The sequence below is a fragment of the Providencia rustigianii genome (genome assembly GCF_900637755.1).
Classification (GTDB): domain Bacteria; phylum Pseudomonadota; class Gammaproteobacteria; order Enterobacterales; family Enterobacteriaceae; genus Providencia; species Providencia rustigianii.
On record NZ_LR134396.1, the window covers coordinates 1,318,450 to 1,336,656 of the forward strand.

General features: G+C 39.6%; 13 protein-coding genes. 10 read left to right on the forward strand and 3 right to left on the reverse strand.

Features of this window, described 5'->3' with window-relative positions; all coding sequences use genetic code 11:
• Position 1: 1 nt before the first annotated feature.
• From EL244_RS17895 to EL244_RS05950, 3 genes are all read right to left on the reverse strand, one after another.
• Entirely contained in the window at positions 2 to 1,330 is a 1,329-nt protein-coding gene (locus EL244_RS17895; protein ID WP_154600610.1) for an HlyD family type I secretion periplasmic adaptor subunit, read from the reverse strand.
• 17 nt (positions 1,331 to 1,347) lie between these two features.
• Positions 1,348 to 3,435: a peptidase domain-containing ABC transporter gene (locus EL244_RS05945; RefSeq protein WP_126459464.1), complete on the reverse strand. Its 2,088-nt coding sequence runs from the start codon at positions 3,433 to 3,435 to the stop codon at positions 1,348 to 1,350.
• 201 nt (positions 3,436 to 3,636) lie between these two features.
• A complete protein-coding gene (locus EL244_RS05950) occupies positions 3,637 to 4,413 on the reverse strand; it encodes an alpha/beta fold hydrolase (protein ID WP_126459467.1) in 777 nt (258 codons plus the stop codon).
• A gap of 224 nt (positions 4,414 to 4,637) precedes the next feature.
• Between EL244_RS05950 and seqA the strand changes: the two genes are divergently transcribed.
• From seqA to lpxK, 10 genes are all read left to right on the forward strand, one after another.
• Complete coding sequence (gene seqA / locus EL244_RS05955) at positions 4,638 to 5,186, forward strand: replication initiation negative regulator SeqA (protein ID WP_006813588.1); 549 nt, start codon at positions 4,638 to 4,640, stop codon at positions 5,184 to 5,186.
• Positions 5,187 to 5,242: 56 nt separating this feature from the next.
• Positions 5,243 to 6,877, forward strand: coding sequence for a phosphoglucomutase (alpha-D-glucose-1,6-bisphosphate-dependent) (gene pgm / locus EL244_RS05960; RefSeq protein WP_126459470.1), 1,635 nt, complete (start codon positions 5,243 to 5,245; stop codon positions 6,875 to 6,877).
• A 291-nt stretch (positions 6,878 to 7,168) separates the two neighbouring features.
• Complete coding sequence (gene serC / locus EL244_RS05965) at positions 7,169 to 8,257, forward strand: 3-phosphoserine/phosphohydroxythreonine transaminase (protein ID WP_126459473.1); 1,089 nt, start codon at positions 7,169 to 7,171, stop codon at positions 8,255 to 8,257.
• A gap of 139 nt (positions 8,258 to 8,396) precedes the next feature.
• Complete coding sequence (aroA, locus tag EL244_RS05970; RefSeq protein WP_126459476.1) at positions 8,397 to 9,671, forward strand: 3-phosphoshikimate 1-carboxyvinyltransferase; 1,275 nt, start codon at positions 8,397 to 8,399, stop codon at positions 9,669 to 9,671.
• Between the two features lie 196 nt (positions 9,672 to 9,867).
• Positions 9,868 to 10,554: a (d)CMP kinase gene (gene cmk, locus EL244_RS05975; RefSeq protein ID WP_006813584.1), complete on the forward strand. Its 687-nt coding sequence runs from the start codon at positions 9,868 to 9,870 to the stop codon at positions 10,552 to 10,554.
• 171 nt (positions 10,555 to 10,725) lie between these two features.
• Complete coding sequence (gene rpsA, locus EL244_RS05980; RefSeq protein ID WP_006813583.1) at positions 10,726 to 12,399, forward strand: 30S ribosomal protein S1; 1,674 nt, start codon at positions 10,726 to 10,728, stop codon at positions 12,397 to 12,399.
• A 54-nt stretch (positions 12,400 to 12,453) separates the two neighbouring features.
• Positions 12,454 to 12,741 (forward strand): integration host factor subunit beta, encoded by a 288-nt coding sequence (gene ihfB / locus EL244_RS05985; RefSeq protein ID WP_006813582.1) that lies wholly within the window; start codon positions 12,454 to 12,456, stop codon positions 12,739 to 12,741.
• A 320-nt stretch (positions 12,742 to 13,061) separates the two neighbouring features.
• Entirely contained in the window at positions 13,062 to 15,365 is a 2,304-nt protein-coding gene (locus tag EL244_RS05990; RefSeq protein WP_232004565.1) for a DNA internalization-related competence protein ComEC/Rec2, read from the forward strand.
• A gap of 38 nt (positions 15,366 to 15,403) precedes the next feature.
• Entirely contained in the window at positions 15,404 to 17,152 is a 1,749-nt protein-coding gene (gene msbA / locus EL244_RS05995) for a lipid A ABC transporter ATP-binding protein/permease MsbA (RefSeq protein ID WP_006813580.1), read from the forward strand.
• Positions 17,145 to 18,119 carry a tetraacyldisaccharide 4'-kinase gene (lpxK, locus tag EL244_RS06000; protein WP_126459479.1) on the forward strand — a complete coding sequence of 325 codons (975 nt, stop codon included), beginning with the start codon at positions 17,145 to 17,147 and terminating at the stop codon, positions 18,117 to 18,119. The genes msbA and lpxK overlap by 8 nt, the downstream gene beginning before the upstream one ends.
• Positions 18,120 to 18,207: the final 88 nt, after the last annotated feature.

An 18,207-nucleotide genomic window follows, 5' to 3' on the forward strand; every position in this document is an offset into this window, starting at 1 on the left:
ATTATTTCTCTCTCATCGCAGTGGAGGTATATTCATTAATTGGACTGAGTAAGTAATCAATGATTCGACGTTTATCGGTTTTAATTTCAGCCACAATCGATAAACCGGGGGTTAACTCAATTTGCTTGCCTTCCACCAATAATTGTTTTTTGGTTAAACCAATTTGTGCTAAATAAACTAAGCCTAAGTTCTCATCCAAGGTGCTGTCTCTAGAGATAGAAAGTAGCTCACCCTCAATGGTGCCATAGCGAGTATATGGAAATGCATCGATTTTAACGTCAGCTTTTAGCCCTTCTTGAATAAAGCCAATATCTTTGTTAAGTATTTTTACTTCAGCCAATTGAACATGGTTATTTGGGACTATTACCATTAATTGCTGGGCGGGTTGTAATACAGCCCCAAGGGTATATGTTGTGATTTGTTGGACTGTTCCATCAACAGGCGCTCGGATCACTTCTAATTGATTCCGTTCTTGATTTTTAATCAATTCTTGTTCCAGTGAGACGAATTTAAATTCAGCTTGCTGTGCTTTTTCATGCCATTCTTGGTATTTTTGTGCTTTAATCCGCTCCAGTTTTTCTTGTAAAGAATGATGCTGACTATCTAATATAGATAGCTCAGATTGTTTGGTGGTTTTTTCTTTCTTAGCGATTAATAACTCGCGCTCTTGTTCTAAGAACTCTTTTTGGCTAATCAGCTGTTTTTGGCTAAGGGAATTATGAGCATTCAACCTTTTCCTAATATTCCCCATTAACGTATTCATATCTTTGAGTTCTCGTTCTCTAGCGTGATAATTAACACGGTTAAGTTGGAGTTCATTGGTAATTTCATTTAATAAGGTTTCATATTCTTTTTTTATTGTTTGATAACTGAGTTGAGTTCTCTTCTGTTCTGTTAGTGATAGCTGCATATATTGTGGCGTATCTTCAATATGTTGCTGGTGAATCAGTGCATGATGAATTAATTGTTCACTAGCATGAAAATTCTTTTGGTAATGTAAACTTAAAATATCTTGATCAACACCGAGTACTTTGACGCTCAGCAATGGGTCACCTTGCTGAACAAGTTGACCATCTTCTACATGAATTTGCTGTAAGCGGCTTAGTTCAAAAGCTTGGATAGTTTGGGTTCTTCCTGAGACAATTAACTTTCCTTGTGTTGTCGCTTGGATATCCAGCTTTCCAAAATAAGACCAAGCTAATGCAATGAATACGCCCATACTGATAGTAACCGCTAGGGTAAAAGCTAAATAAGAGGGAGGCGTTTTTAAAATTGCCAAATGGGAGGGTAAAAAACTGTTATAACAAGTTTTTGATGATTTTGGTTTCATATTTCACATCCATGTGATTATTTTAGGGACTGTTGTAATGTCCATAAATGCTTATAAAATTTATCGTTATTAATTAATTGTTGATGGCTACCTTGCTCGGTAATTTTACCTTGCTGCATGACGATAATTCGTTGGTGATTACGAATAGTTGATAAGCGATGGGCAATCGTGATAACAGTTCGGCCTTTTGCTATTTCTTGCATATTTTCTTGAATTACGGCTTGCGATTCATCATCAAGGGCGCTGGTGGCTTCATCAAAAATAATGATTTTGGGGTCAGATAATAATGTTCTGGCTATAGCGATACGTTGACGTTGTCCTCCTGATAGCGAAGAACCTCCTTCAGCCAATAGAGTGTCATAACCCATGGGAAGTTTAAGAATAAAATCATGAGCCCCTGCCATTTTTGCTGCATGGACGACTTGATCCATTGATGCATTTGGTGAAGTTTGTGCAATATTATGGAAAACAGATTGATTAAATAGAAAGTTTTCCTGCAGAACGATGCCTACTTGTTTTCTTAATATTTTCAAACTTATCGATGATATGGGCACTCCATTCAAGTAAATTGTGCCTTTTTCTGGCGTATAGAGACGTAAAATTAAGCGTGCTAATGTACTTTTCCCTGAACCAGATGTCCCGACTATTCCCAATGTTTCCCCGGCTTTGATCGATAAGCTAAAGTCATTCAGGATATACGGCATATTGGGTTGATAACGAAAATTAAGATTATGTAATTGGATATCGCCAGTGAGCTGAAGGTATTTTTCTTGTTTACTCTGTTCTATAGGTAAATTAATTATTTGGGATAGTTTTTCGATGGCAACTTTAGTTCGAATATAATCTCCCCATAATTTTACCAACTTAACTAATGGTTGATTAGCATGGCTGACCATCATATGAAAAGCAATAAATTGCCCTATAGTCAGCTGTAAAGCGAGAACCTCAGCGGCCCCAACCCATAAAATAATTGCGCTGGTGACTTTTTCGATAACCATCACAATATGCTCTGAGCGTGAAGATATTTGCCCTGAGACAAAATTAGTTTGGCTCATATCGGCTGTTTGCTGATCCCAACGACGGGTGAAGTTTGGTTCAATAGAGAGGCTCTTCGCTGTTTCAATTCCATTAATGCTTTCGGTTAAAAATGATGTATTTATAGCAATGTTTGCAAATTGCTGCTGAGCCGCAGCTTCAATCTTGGGTGTTAGCCACCAAGCGACAAGTAAATAGCAGGGAATTGAGCATAAAAATAGCCAAGTGAGGGAACTAGACAGTAGGCTCATCACATAGACAAAAACAAATAAAAACAAGACATCAACACATAAAGTAAAAAAGCTACTAGTCAAAAATTCTCGAATAGTTTCGAGTTCTTTAACTCGAGTAACGATAGCGCCAATTTGACGATTTTTAAAAAATGGAATAGGTAGATGTAATAAATGATTAACTAGCTTTAATCCTAATGTAATATCAATCCGATTAACTGTGTGATTATAAATATACTCTCGTAATCCTTTTAATATAACTTCAATTATCGCGGCAATAATCAAACCTAAAATTAATAAGTCGAGAGTCATTAAATTACTATGAATGAGTACCTTATCCATAATAACTTGCATAACAATAGGAGATGCTAAGGCGAGTATTTGCAAGATAAATGAAAAAACCAAGACAAAAATAATTATTTTACGGTACTTCATGAATTCAATTTGAAACCATGAAATATCAAACTTTCCTTGTTTAATTTTAACTTTTAACCAATCACCATTCCATATTTCTTCTAATTCTTTATAGGTTAAAATTTCTGGAGGACACTGTCCAAATCGCTGTATGAGGACTTGATCTTGATTATGATTGGCAAGAAGAAATGCTTGTCCATATGTATCGTATAAAATTGCAGGAGTAGATATTTTATTGATTAGCTTATTAGCTTGGTGTTTATTGATACATTTAATTGAATATTTATTTTTAATTAATTTAATATAATCATGATAATTTGAAATATTAGCTGTGGTTTGTTTAAACTCATCATAGTCTATTTCGTTAGAAAGTTTAGCTATGATCCCAATAAAATATGTTGTTGATTGTGCTTTAACACTGTCCATTGTGCTTAGTAGTCATCCTTGATATTTGATTTTACCGATATATTTATGGGCTTAAAAATAAATATTTATTCAAGAACGATAATACAATTATCATAATTACAAGTGTATTGAAGTTAGTCTTATTGTTGAGGGGATTCTCAATAAAGAAGGGAAATATCATCTGATATTGGATGAAAAAACACCACAATATCAGATGGGAATTTATTTGGAGATCGCTAAGAAACGGTGAATTGCGCGTAAGACATGCTCAGGCTTTTCTGCATGTACCCAGTGCCCAGCATCAGCCACAACCCATGCTTTGGCTTGAGGGAATTGTGTTGCAATTAACTCACGATGTTCAGCTTGAACATAAGGAGAGTTACCACCAGGAATTAAGAGTACGGGGTTATTCCATGCAGGTACAGTCTTCCAGCCAATAATTTTTTCATAATTCGCTTTTAAAGATGGCAGGTTAAATTTCCATTCACCTTGTCGGAATGATTTTAATAGAAATTGAATCACTCCATCTTCTGGTATAAATTCCCGCATAATAATACTGGCCTCTTGGCGGGTTTTAGCTTGACCTTGTGTTACGGCTTCTAGTGCTGCGATGATTTCATCGTGACGGCGTACTTGATAAGCAACAGGAGCAATATCAATGGCGACGATTTTTTCAATAAAATCAGGTGCAATTTCGCTAGCTGCCATGGCTATTTTTCCACCCATCGAATGACCGATCAAAATAGCATTGTGGTAACCAAGAGATTTAACTAATCGGATAATATCTTCTGCCATTTGCTGGTATTCCATGTCCGATGAACGGAATGAATCACCATGATTTCGTACATCCACTTGAATTGTATCGAAGTAATTCTGTAGGTCACGGCCTAAAACGCCTAAATTATTCAGATCACCAAATAGCCCATGGATCAGCACCACTGGGGTTGAAGTGATTGGTTCATTAGGTTTATGGATTGTGTAATTTAGTAACTCGGTCATATTTGGACTACGATAAACTTATCTGTCAGATGGGATGCCTTATCATGGCATGGTTGTATCTAAAAACCAAATTTCACTCACTTCAATAGGGTATAACTTACTGAAATTTCATAAAACTTAACCAGCTGTTCGTTTTAAGTTATTGAAATTTTAATTGTTTTGTTTTTTTCAAATCTGGCTTATAATCTGGCGCGAATTTTAGTTTAAAAAAGTACTGGGAAAAAATGAAAACGATAGAAGTTGATGAAGAGCTTTACCGCTATATTGCAAGCCATACAATGCATATCGGTGAAAGTGCATCGGATATTTTGCGCCGTATGTTGAATTTCAAATCCGCGCAGCAGCCAGTACCCGCAAAAGAAATTAATCTAGAGGCGTCAGCGCCACAGGCTGCACCGGTTTTGAATCCAAAAATTGTTGAGCAGAATCCAGTGAGAGTGATCAGAGAGTTATTACTTTCTGATGCATACGCGGAAAAAAATAAAGCGATTGATCGTTTTATGCTTATTCTGTCAACACTGTATAGCTTAGATGCTAAGAGTTTTGAAAGTGCAACAGAGTCAATGCATGGGCGTACTCGCGTATATTTTGCAGGGGATGAGCAAACTCTACTGGCGGCAGGTAAGCAATCTAAGCCTCGCCATATCCCAGGTACGCCATATTGGGTGATTACCAATACGAATACAAATCGTAAGCGCAGTATGGTCGATGCGATTATGCAAGAGATGAAATTCCCAGCGAATGTCATCGAAAAAGTGAGTAATACTATCTAAACATTGAGAAGTCACTGGTGTTTGACGCTGAGCATCAGTGCTTTGGGAGATAACAAGTGGCAATTCATGAACGTGCAGGGCAGCTTCCACTTCAAAGTGATTTGATTAATGTTGCACAACTGACAGCTCAATACTATACGCAGCAGCCAACACCAAGTGACGCCTCTCAGGTCGTCAAATTTGGGACTTCTGGACATCGTGGAAGCGCTCTACGTAAAAACTTTAATGAAAACCATATATTAGCTATCGCGCAAGCTATCGCTGATCTACGTAAGCAGCAAGGTGTAACGGGACCATGCTATGTAGCTAAAGATACTCATGCGCTATCGGAAGCTGCATTCATTACAGTGATTGAGGTATTAGCTGCTAATCAGGTTCATGTTGTAGTACAAGAAGAAAATGGTTTTACACCAACACCTGCAGTCTCCCATGCCATTTTAAGTTATAACCAAGCTCATCAAAATATTGCTGATGGAATTGTAATTACCCCATCTCATAACCCACCTGAAGATGGCGGGATTAAATATAATCCTGCAAATGGCGGTCCAGCGGATACAGATCTAACATCGGTGATTGAAAAGCACGCAAATCAGTTATTAGAAAATAGCTTAGAAGGCGTGAAGCATTTACGTTTTTCTGATGCGATGGCGAGTGGTTATATTACCGAACAAGATTTAGTCATGCCTTATGTTCGTGCATTAGGTGATGTTGTGGATATGCAGGCAATTCAAAAATCAGGGTTAAAAATTGGCGTTGATCCGCTAGGTGGCTCTGGTATCGAGTATTGGAAAAAAATTGCTGAATATTACCAGCTTGATATAGAAATAGTGAATGACCAATTGGATCAAACTTTCCGTTTTATGCCTCTTGACCATGATGGAGTGATCCGCATGGACTGTTCATCCCGTTGGGCGATGGCTGGTTTACTCGGAATGAAAGAGAAGTTTGATTTAGCCTTTGCTAATGACCCTGATTATGATCGCCATGGTATTGTCACACCGAATGGTTTAATGAATCCAAATCATTACCTAGCGGTTGCTATTGACTACCTGTTCCAACACCGTCCTCAGTGGGGCAAAGATGTTGCTGTTGGTAAAACATTAGTTTCTAGCGCGATGATTGATCGAGTGGTTAATGATATCGGACGGGAATTAATTGAAGTGCCAGTCGGTTTTAAATGGTTTGTCGAAGGGCTTTTTAACGGTAGCTTAGGATTTGGTGGCGAAGAGAGTGCAGGGGCTTCATTCCTCAAGTTTGATGGAACCCCATGGTCTACAGACAAAGATGGTATTATTTTATGCCTATTAGCTGCGGAAATTACTGCGATAACAGGGGAAAATCCTCAACAGCGTTATAATAAATTAGCTGAAAAATTTGGTGCTCCAATTTATAGCCGTATTCAAGCCAAAGCGACTCATGAGCAGAAAGCTAAACTCAGTAAACTTTCCCCAGAAATGGTAGCGGCAGATACCTTGGCTGGAGATAAAATTACTCAGCGCTTAACGACAGCTCCGGGTAATGGTGCACCGATCGGCGGGCTAAAAATCATGACAGATCATGGTTGGTTTGCGGCTAGGCCATCAGGTACTGAAGAAGCCTATAAAATCTATTGCGAAAGTTTTCGTGGTGAAGAGCATCTTCACTTGATTGAAAAAGAAGCTATTGAAATTGTTAATAAGGTTATCAGCTAATTATTTTCTCGATGTAGGAAAAAATCTGCCCATGATTTACTGATTAATCCCGAAGTGCCTAAAATAGGTGTTTCGGGATTTTCTGTCTTTTTTATTATTATTTTCCTCATAAAATTATGATAGTGGTTTATGTGACGCTATTAACAAAATTGTTCTCTTTTTCGCTCATCAAAAATGACCTTTTCTTTTTTTTACCTATACGTAATAACCATTGCAGCTGAGGACTCGTGATGATACAACTTTAAGTATCTGAGTGATGTTAACTAACAAAATTTAAGGTAGGTAAGGTCAATGAGTCAGGTCTATAATTTCAGCGCAGGTCCAGCAATGCTACCTGTTGAAGTCATGCGTCGTGCAGAACAAGAATTATGTAATTGGAAAGGTCTGGGTGTTTCTGTGATGGAAGTGAGTCATCGTGGAAAAGATTTCATTGCAGTGGCGAAAGAAGCAGAACAAGATTTACGCGACTTATTGAATATTCCAGATAACTATAAGGTTTTATTCTGTCATGGTGGTGCACGAGCTCACTTTGCGACTTTACCCATGAATCTATTAGGCGATAAAACAACGGCGGACTATGTTGTTAGTGGCTATTGGTCAGAATCAGCGGCGAAAGAGGCTCAAAAATACTGTACTCCAAATATTATTGATGTGATTCAAGATGATAACGGTGTTTTAAGTATTAAGCCAATGAGTGAATGGCCATTAAGTAAAGATGCAGCCTATATTCACTACTGCCCAAATGAAACCATTGGTGGCTTGGCTATTCATGAAGAGCCAAATTTCCCCGCAGATAAAATTGTCGTTGCAGACTATTCTTCATCAATCTTATCAAAGCCTATTGATGTTAGCCGTTATGGTGTTATCTATGCGGGCGCACAGAAAAATATTGGTCCTGCGGGCTTAACGATAGTGATCATCCGTGAAGACCTATTGGGAAAAGCATGGACTCAAACACCATCAGTATTTGATTACACAGTATTAGCTCAATATGAGTCTATGTTTAATACACCACCGACATTTGCGTGGTATTTAGCGGGTATGGTTTTCAAATGGCTTAAAGAGCAGGGCGGGTTGCAAGAGATGGCAAAACGCAATTATGAAAAATCTCAATTACTATATAGTGCAATTGATGATAGCGAATTTTATATTAACCGTGTAGCGGTAGAAAATCGCTCTTGGATGAACGTTCCGTTCCAAATGCAAAATCCTGAATTGGATGCGACGTTTATCGAGGATGCTAAGAATCAAGGTCTTTTATCATTAAAAGGCCACAAAGTATCTGGTGGGATGCGTGCATCCATTTATAATGCGATGCCACTAACGGGTGTTCAGGCATTGGTCGATTTTATGGCTGAGTTTGAGCGTCATCACGCATAAAAATATTAAGTACCAATTATTAAGTACCAAGTACCAAAAACCGATCAGCTCAGGATGGGCTGATCGGTTCCCCTAGTTCCAATCAAAATGAATTAAATAATGAGAACAGTCGGAAATCACATCGGAGAAAACACTTTTTATGCAATCCCTGACATTACAACCAATTTCTTCAATTAATGGCACGATTAACCTGCCAGGGTCAAAAAGTGTATCCAACCGAGCACTTTTATTAGCAGCTATGGCTAAAGGAACGACGGTACTCACTAACTTGTTAGACAGTGATGATATTCGCCATATGCTGAATGCATTAAGCCAGTTGGGTGTTAGTTTTCAGTTATCGGATGATAAAACCTGCTGTCGTGTGGAAGGGATTAATGGCTGTTTATTTCATCAAGGCGAACTTGAAATTTTTTTAGGTAATGCAGGAACGGCGATGCGCCCATTAACAGCTGCACTGTCGTTGAGTAACAATAATATTATCTTAACGGGTGAACCCCGAATGAAAGAGCGCCCAATTGGGCATCTCGTTGATGCTTTAAGAGAAGGCGGTGCTCATATTGAATACCTTGAGCAAGAAAATTATCCGCCAATGCGTTTAAGAGGCGGTCTTATGGGTGGCGAAATTTCGGTAGACGGCTCTGTCTCTAGCCAGTTTTTAACGGCGTTGCTCATGGCTGCGCCATTAGCGCAACAAGATACGGTCATTACTATTGTGGGTGATTTAGTATCGAAGCCTTATATCGACATCACGTTAGCACTGATGAAAACATTTGGTGTAGACGTCGATAATCAACAATATCAAAAATTTATGATTAAAGGTCAGCAACAGTATCAATCTCCAGGGGAATACCTTGTTGAGGGGGATGCCTCTTCAGCATCTTATTTTTTAGCTGCCGCTGCAATTAAAGGTGGGGTTGTTCGAGTCACGGGTATTGGCCGTAACAGCTTACAAGGTGATACCAAATTCGCTAATGTTCTAGAAAAAATGGGCGCAATAATTCGCTGGGGGGATGACTATGTTGAATGTGAGCGCGATACGCTTCACGGTATCGACATGGATATGAATGCCATTCCTGATGCAGCGATGACTATTGGGACTGTGGCTTTATTTGCGAAAGGCGAAACGGTGATCCGCAATATATACAACTGGCGTGTGAAAGAAACTGACAGGCTCTATGCCATGGCAACTGAACTACGTAAAGTAGGTGCTGAAGTTGAAGAGGGTCATGATTTTATTCGCATTGTTCCACCTAAACATCTTAAGCATGCAGACATCGAAACCTATAATGATCACCGAATTGCGATGTGTTTTTCATTAGTTGCATTGTCAGATACCCCAGTAACAATCCTTGATCCGGGTTGTACGGCTAAGACATTCCCTGACTATTTTCAGCAATTAGCGCGTTTAAGTTAATTTGTTATTCGATGGTTGGTGTACGACAAGCATATATTAACCATCGAAATCCTTTCTGTATTTTCTCTCAATCTCTACTATTTTTATTTCTAACATATCAACCTGCTTATTTCACAAAATCGATGAGTAGGTATAATGTCCCCACAGATTTTAATTGCGGGTAGCTAAGGCTATTTGCAGAAAAGGAGACTTTTTTATGGTGGCAATCGCCCCTGTAATTACCGTTGATGGACCTAGCGGAGCAGGCAAAGGTACACTTTGCCAAGCATTAGCAAATGAATTTGGATGGCAATTATTAGACTCTGGTGCAATTTATCGCGTTTTAGCATTAGCGGCTTTGCATCATCATGTTGATATCCAATCCGAAGATGCATTAGTACCTTTAGCTGCAAATTTGGACGTGCGCTTTGTCCCTGAAGAAAATAGTTTAAAAGTCATTCTTGAAGGGGAAGATGTTTCTAACGAAATTAGAACCGAAACAGTCGGAAATACAGCCTCACAAACTGCCACTTTCCCTCGAGTGAGAGAAGCATTATTAAGACGTCAGCGCGCATTTAGAACTCTTCCAGGATTAATTGCCGATGGTCGTGATATGGGAACAGTCGTTTTTCCTGACGCACCAGTGAAAATTTTTCTGGATGCTTCGGCTGAAGAGCGGGCTCATCGCAGGATGAAGCAGCTACAAGAAAAAGGATTTGATGTTAATTTCGAACGACTTTTAGCTGAAATACAAGAACGTGACTATCGGGATCGTAACCGTTCAGTGGCCCCCTTAGTTGCTGCGAAAGACGCGTTAGTGCTGGACTCGACAAGTATGTCCATTGAGGAAGTTATTGAAAAAGCACGTACCTACGCTAAAAAAATTCTACAATTATCGCAATAATAGGCTGTATTTTGGCTTATAATTAGATAATATACGCAATTACCTCCATGCTGGTTATTTTTCTAGCATGGCTAAAACCTTATGACATGGAATGTTGTTGGGTATGTGAAACAACCCCATTTGGCGGGAAGCTATGTGGACGTTAATTAAAAACACTTGAAGATCATTAATATGACTGAATCTTTTGCTCAACTCTTTGAAGAATCCCTGCAGAATATTGAAACTCGTCCTGGTTCTATTGTACGCGGTACAGTAGTTGCTATCGATAAAGACGTAGTACTGGTAGACGCAGGTCTTAAATCAGAATCTGCTATCCCAGTAGAACAGTTCAAAAATGCTCAGGGTGAGCTAGAAATCCAAGTTGGCGACGAAATCGATGTAGCGCTGGATGCAGTAGAAGATGGTTTCGGTGAAACTATTCTGTCTCGTGAGAAAGCTAAACGTCATGAAGCATGGCTGATGCTGGAAAAAGCTTACGAAGAAGCTGAAACTGTTACTGGTGTTATCAACGGTAAAGTTAAAGGTGGTTTCACTGTAGAACTGAACGGCATTCGTGCGTTCTTACCAGGTTCACTGGTAGATGTACGCCCAGTTCGTGATACTACTCACTTGGAAGGCAAAGAGCTTGAGTTCAAAGTAATCAAGCTGGATCAGAAACGCAACAACGTTGTTGTTTCTCGTCGTGCTGTAATTGAATCTGAAAGCAGCGCTGAGCGCGATCAACTGCTGGAAAACCTGCAAGAAGGCATGGAAGTTAAAGGTATCGTTAAGAACCTTACTGACTACGGTGCATTCGTTGATCTGGGCGGTGTTGACGGCCTGCTGCACATCACTGACATGGCTTGGAAACGTGTTAAACACCCAAGCGAAATCGTCAACGTTGGTGATGAAATCAATGTTAAAGTTCTGAAATTCGACCGTGAACGCACTCGTGTTTCTCTGGGTCTGAAACAACTGGGCGAAGATCCTTGGGTCGCAATCGCTAAACGTTATCCAGAAGGTACTAAACTGACTGGTCGCGTTACTAACCTGACTGATTACGGCTGCTTCGTGGAAATCGAAGAAGGCGTTGAAGGTCTGGTACACGTTTCAGAAATGGATTGGACTAACAAAAACATCCACCCATCTAAAGTTGTTAACGTTGGTGATGTTGTAGAAGTTATGGTTCTGGATATCGATGAAGAACGTCGTCGTATCTCTTTAGGCCTGAAACAATGCAAATCTAACCCATGGCAGCAATTCGCTGAGACTCACAACAAAGGTGACCGCGTTGAAGGTAAAATCAAGTCAATCACTGACTTCGGTATCTTCATTGGTCTGGACGGCGGCATCGATGGCCTGGTTCACTTATCTGACATCTCCTGGAACGTTACAGGCGAAGAAGCAGTTCGTGAATACAAGAAAGGCGACGAAATCGCAGCTGTTGTTCTGCAAGTCGACGCAGAGCGTGAGCGTATTTCTCTGGGCGTTAAACAGTTAGCTGAAGATCCATTCAACAACTACCTGGCAGCAACCAAGAAAGGTGCAATCGTTACTGGTAAAGTAATCGCAGTTGATGCTAAAGGTGCAACTGTAGAGCTGACTCTGGGCGTTGAAGGTTACCTGCGTGCATCAGAAGCTTCACGTGACCGTGTTGAAGATGCAACTCTGGTTCTGAACGTTGGTGATGATGTTGAAGCTAAATACACAGGTGTTGATCGTAAAAACCGTGTAATCAACCTGTCTGTTCGTGCTAAAGATGAATCTGATGAAAAAGATGCTGTCGCAGCTGTGAACAAACAAGAAGATACTGCATTTGGTAACAATGCAATGGCTGAAGCTTTCAAAGCAGCTAAAGGCGAATAATTAAGTGGGGGTAACTTCGGTTACCCCTTTGTGACGGTAGTTTAGGGAGGTACTATGACCAAGTCTGAGTTAATTGAAAGACTGGCTAGCCAGCAGTCTCATCTTTCAGCGAAAACCGTTGAGGAAGCTGTAAAGGAAATACTTGAGCATATGGCTGATACGCTGGCTAGTGGCGAGCGTATTGAAGTCCGTGGATTCGGCAGTTTTTCTCTTCACTACCGTGCTCCGCGTGTTGGCCGTAATCCAAAAACTGGTGATAAAGTGGAACTGGAAGGTAAATACGTTCCCCACTTCAAACCGGGTAAAGAATTACGTGACCGTGTAAATATTTACGGTCAATAATCGACTGTAAATCTTAATTATTACGACAAAACAGCGCTTATGTTTCATATAGCGCTGTTTTTTTATGTCAATCTTACGCTTACTTTGATCCCTTTACTGACTCTTTTCTCACTCATCCCAACCACTTTTCCTCTCGTCATTTGCCAACAAATAGTCTGTTTTACGAGCAGCTTCACAATCTATTTTTGCTAAACAGCAAAACACTCACTGACTTTGGAAACAGCTACACAGTAGCTTTTGTTCCGAATGTATAAACATCAATGCTGTCGTTACCCTATAAAAATAGAGCACGAAGGGAACGAGTTGACAATGAATAAAGGTTGGTTAACGCGAAAGAATCAAATAATACTGTCTTACTCAGAGGTGGCACTGGCAATTATTGGGGGGTATTACCATTACTGTTTATTCCTCAACTACCCCATATTACAAACAATATTGCCGTAATCATTATGCTATTTATGATTGCGTTATTTATCCGGGGAAACAAATCTATTCGCTTGTGTGTAGTCGTGGTTATTAGCTTTTCGTGGGGATGCTGGCATGGTGAAGACATAAGGAGAAAAATAGAATCTCTTTCTGGAACTTCACATCTATTACAAATGACTATTGTCAGTATTCCAGTCAATACGTCAGAAAAAAAATTCACAGTTAGTATTGATAAAATTGAAGGTAAAAGGGTCTTTCCACCGTTGTATGCAACGTGGAAATGGAACGGGAACCCCTCTATATCAGTATGTGCAGGACAGCGCTGGCTAATTAATGGAAAATTGAATCCACTGCACTCTTCTCTTAATGAAGGAGGTTTTAATCAGCAGCGTTACCTGCTATCTCAGAGGATAATTGGCTCATTAAAAAGTCAACAATTAGAGCTAGTAAATCCTCAATGTTCTTTACGACAAAAAGTAATAAATCATTTTAGTGATAAATTACATTTGCTCGCTAATGCGGGCATTATTTATGCATTGATGTTTGGTGAAAGAGGATTATTGACGGAAGGGCATTCTAAGTTATTACAGAATACGGGGCTAACTCATTTGATTGCAATATCTGGTTTACATATTGGTATTGCGTATCTGATCGGATATCGATTTATTTGGTTGGCACAATATTTTTTTCCGGCAAAATGGATTAATGAAAATATCCCGATGATTTCTGGACTACTCTTTGCATTTTTGTATGCGTGGATTTCTGACTTTGCTATTCCAGCGACTCGGGCTTTTCTTGCATTATTGCTATGGGCGTACATTCGGCAGCAGTCATTTTATTGCTTCCCATGGCAATGGGCATTATGGAGTGTTGCTTTTATTTTGTTGATTGACCCACTAGCCATTCTTTCGGATAGTTTTTGGTTATCGAGTTTTGCTGTATTAGCCATTTTATACTGGATTAAAATTTTCCCACTGTCTGATAATATTCGTTATCGCCCATTCATTGGCAAAATTGCACCTTTATTGCATTTACAAGTTGGCTTATTGATTTTATTGATGCCTATCCAGGTTTTATTGTTTGGCGGTATTAATTTGATGAGCCTATTTGCCAATTTATGGTTTGTTCCTATTGTGACCTGGATTGTTGTCCCGATAATTTTTAGCTTATTTCTCCTACCAATAAATAATTGGCAGGAGTTGGCTTTTCAACTCATTGATGAAATTCTTGTGTTTAGTTTACGACCATTAATATTCTTGGAAGGGTACTGGCTAGATATTAATTCGATTTCTTGGTATGTGATTTTTTTATTTTGGGGATTACTTTTCGCGATTTTATTTCATTGGCATAAAAATTACATTGGGCTGTTAAGCTGCATCGTGGCTTTATTATTTACGAATAAAACGGTGAGTAAACATGAATCTCATGATTGGTGCTTGACGTTACTTGATGTGGGGCATGGTTTAGCTGTTGTTATTCGACAAGGGGAATTTGCAATACTATATGACACAGGAAATCGTTGGCAAGGGGGAAGCAATGGAAAACGACAGATTATCCCCTATATTAAATATCACCAAATTACCCCTGTAGGAATAATATTAAGTCATAACCATTTAGATCATACTGGGGGAGTAGATGATCTTACTCAGCAATATCCATGGGTAAATATTCGAAGTAGTTTTGGTGAGAATCAGCATTTACCTTGCTATCAAGGGCAGAGCTGGAAATGGGGAAAACTGAAATTTGATGTCCTGTGGCCAGAAAAGTTATCAATTGAGTCCCATAATAATGATTCTTGCGTGATTCAACTTGATGATGGATATCAACGGATATTGCTAACAGGAGATTTAGAGAAAGAAGGGGAAAAAGCCCTTGTCGCGCAATATCAACATCAATTAGCTTCTGATATATTGCTTGCACCTCACCATGGTAGTAATACATCCTCAACCGCATTATTACTTAGAACAGTAAAACCACGGATAGCGTTAGTCTCCTCTGCGCGGTATAGCCCATGGAAAATACCCTCAGACAAAGTTTACTTCCGCTATACTAATGACAATATTAAATGGTTAAATACAGCAGAAGTTGGTCAGATAACAATTTGTTTTAAAAAAGAAAAAATGGAAATTCTACGATATAGGCAGGAAATACATCCCCGTTGGTATCATCTGTGGTTTGGCGATCGGCCATTTCCCTAGTAGAATAGTGCGCTTACATTAAGTCTGGTAATAAAAGAATGAATGATAAAGACCTTTCTACAAAACAAACATTTAGCCGCTTATGGCCAACCATAGCCCCTTTTAAAGCGGGATTAATTGTCGCTGCAATCGCTCTTATCATTAACGCTGCTGGTGATGCGTTTATGATTTCCTTATTGAAACCATTATTAGATGAAGGCTTTGGTAAAGCAGATAATGACACGTTAAAATGGCTGCCAATTGCAATCTTAGGTTTGATGGTGGTCCGTGGTGCTTCAAGCTTTGTCTCAACCTATTGTGTTTCTTGGGTTTCTGGGAAAGTGGTAATGAGCATGCGCCGTAAATTATTTGGTCATATGATGGGAATGCCGGTGAGTTATTTTGACCAGCAGTCTACAGGAACCCTATTATCCCGTATTACCTATGACTCAGAACAGGTCGCTTCTTCTGCATCGGGTGCGTTGATCACAATCATCCGTGAAGGTGCTTATATCATCGGCTTATTTAGTTTGATGTTTTACTATAGCTGGCAACTGTCGCTTATTTTAATTGTGATTGCTCCAGTGGTATCAATTGCGATCAGAATAGTATCTAAGCGTTTTCGTCGAATCAGTAAAAACATGCAAACAGGCATGGGACAGGTAACGACGAGTGCAGAGCAGATGCTAAAAGGCCACAAAGAAGTTTTAATTTTTGGTGGTCAGAAAGTAGAAACTGAACGCTTTGATAAAGTCAGTAATCATATGCGTCGCCAAAATATGAAAATGGTCAGCGCATCTGCTATCTCTGATCCTATCGTTCAAATGATTGCCTCATTGGCTTTAGCTTTTGTGTTATATGCCGCAAGTTTTCCTGAAATTATGGATACGTTGACTCCGGGTACTATTGGTGTGGTTTTCTCTTCTATGTTTGCTTTGATGCGTCCATTAAAGTCACTGACTAACGTGAATGCTCAATTCCAACGTGGCATGGCCGCTTGCCAAACCTTGTTTGCTATTTTAGATACCGAAAAAGAGAAAGATGAGGGCACTAAAGTACTGAGTGATGTTAAAGGCGATATTGAATTTGATTCTGTGACCTTCACTTATGCAACTAAGGAACACCCTGCATTAGAAAATGTGTCATTCACATTACCGGCAGGTAAATCAGTCGCTTTAGTAGGGCGCTCTGGCTCAGGTAAATCAACAATTGCGAATCTAATTACGCGTTTCTATGATATCGATAAAGGCAGTATCCGTATTGATGGTCATGATATTCGCGATTACACGTTAGAATCTCTGCGTAGCCAAGTCGCTCTCGTTTCACAGCATGTTTACTTATTTAATGACACCATCGCAAATAATATTGCTTATGCAACGGGTGGACGCTATAGCCGAGAAGAAATTGAAAAAGCGGCTGAAATGGCGTATGCCATGGACTTTATTAGCAAATTAGACAATGGGCTAGATACGGTTATTGGTGAAAACGGTGTGATGCTATCTGGTGGTCAGCGCCAGCGTATTGCGATTGCTCGCGCATTATTACGTGATGCTCCAATTCTAATTTTGGATGAAGCAACCTCAGCATTGGATACCGAATCTGAACGTGCTATTCAAGCTGCATTGAATGAATTGCAGAAAAATAGAACCTCACTGGTCATTGCTCACCGCTTATCAACGATTGAGAATGCGGATGAAATTCTCGTGGTTCAAGATGGTCATATTATTGAACGAGGCACCCATGCAATGCTATTAGCGGAAAATGGTGCTTACGCTCAGTTACATAGGATCCAATTTAAGAATGATTGAACGAATTTGGTCCGGTAAATCATGGCTATATATCTTGCTTCTGCCGTTATCTTTCCTATATGGGTTGATCACGAAAATAAGGCATGTTGGTTATAAAACTGGATTATTTCGTTCATGGAAAGCGCCTATCCCAGTCGTTGTGGTAGGCAACTTAACTGCAGGGGGCAATGGTAAAACCCCTGTGGTGATTTGGCTTGTCGAGTCATTAACTCAACAGGGTATTCGCGTTGGTGTAGTATCTCGTGGGTATGGTGGAAAATCAGAAAATTATCCTCTGATCCTTAAGCAAGATACAACAACTGAAGCTGCAGGTGATGAGCCCGTATTGATTTATCATCGCACAAAAGTCCCTGTCGCTGTTGCACCAAAGCGTAGCGATGCTATCAAAGCACTAATAAGTAATTTTCAGTTAGATATCATCATCACCGATGATGGTCTTCAACATTACGCCTTGCAGCGTGATTATGAAATTGTGGTTATTGATGGGCAACGTCGCTTTGGAAATGGATGGTGGCTACCCGCGGGTCCTATGCGTGAAAGAGCGGGGCGATTAGAAACTGTTGATGCTTTAATCGTTAATGGTGGGGTTCCACAAGAAAATGAAACCTTAATGTCTCTTCATGGAAATGTCGCGGTCAATTTACTCACTGGAGAGAAGCGTTCGGTTCAGGAGTTGCATTCAGTTATCGCCATGGCTGGTATTGGACATCCACCTCGTTTTTTTACCTCTTTGGCTGACAAAGGTATTTCTTTAGTTCGTACCTATGCTTTTTCTGACCATCAACCTTATAGTCAACAGCAATTGATAAGTTTAGCTGACGACTCCCATAATTTACTTATGACGGAAAAGGATGCAGTGAAATGCCAATCTTTTGCCCAAAGTAATTGGTGGTATCTTCCAGTGGATGCAAAATTGGAACAATTTGGCGAAAAAAGAATATTAAGTGAAATAAAATCACTTATCTGAAATAAAAACGCTTGCTTTCCAGATTTATTTCAGATAATAATACCCGCAATGTGATGCTGATCCACTTATTATGTATCAAGTTGCAATA